Annotated in this window: 1 rRNA gene; it reads right to left on the bottom strand. The window is 58.0% G+C overall.

Annotated elements, in window-relative coordinates:
- Positions 1-927, bottom strand: a 23S ribosomal RNA gene (locus ABD844_RS52320); the annotation flags it as partial.

The following is a 927-nucleotide window of genomic DNA, read 5'->3' as shown; positions in this document are numbered from 1 at the left end:
ACCGCGCTTCCACCTCCGGCCTATCAACCCGGTCATCACCCGGGAGCCTTACCCCCCTCACAGGGGCGGGAGACCTCATCTCAAGGCAAGCTTCCCGCTTAGATGCTTTCAGCGGTTATCCCTCCCGAACGTAGCCAACCAGCCATGCACCTGGCGATACAACTGGCACACCAGAGGTTCGTCCGTCCCGGTCCTCTCGTACTAGGGACAGCCCCTTTCAAGTCTCCTACGCGCGCAGCGGATAGGGACCGAACTGTCTCGCGACGTTCTAAACCCAGCTCGCGTACCGCTTTAATGGGCGAACAGCCCAACCCTTGGGACCTACTCCAGCCCCAGGATGCGACGAGCCGACATCGAGGTGCCAAACCATCCCGTCGATATGGACTCTTGGGGAAGATCAGCCTGTTATCCCCGGGGTACCTTTTAGCCGTTGAGCGACACCGCTTCCACACGCCGATGCCGGATCACTAGTCCCAGCTTTCGCTCCTGCTCGACCCGTCAGTCTCACAGTCAAGCTCCCTTGTGCACTTACACTCAACACCTGATTACCAACCAGGCTGAGGGAACCTTTGGGCGCCTCCGTTACCCTTTAGGAGGCAACCGCCCCAGTTAAACTACCCACCAGACACTGTCCCCGATCCGGATCACGGACCAGAGTTAGACGTTCAAAACGACCAGAGTGGTATTTCACCAATGACTCCACCCGAACTAGCGTCCGAGCTTCCCAGTCTCCCACCTATCCTACACAAGACGCTCCAAACGCCAATGTCAAGCTGTAGTGAAGGTCCCGGGGTCTTTCCGTCCTGCTGCGCGTAACGAGCATCTTTACTCGTACTGCAATTTCGCCGGGTCTGCGGTTGAGACAGCGGGGAAGTCGTTACGCCATTCGTGCAGGTCGGAACTTACCCGACAAGGAATTTCGCTACC

This window comes from Nonomuraea antimicrobica, from assembly GCF_039536965.1.
Classification (GTDB): domain Bacteria; phylum Actinomycetota; class Actinomycetes; order Streptosporangiales; family Streptosporangiaceae; genus Nonomuraea; species Nonomuraea antimicrobica.
The sequence above is the reverse complement of the archived record's forward strand: the minus strand, read 5'-3'. Positions and strand labels throughout refer to the sequence as shown.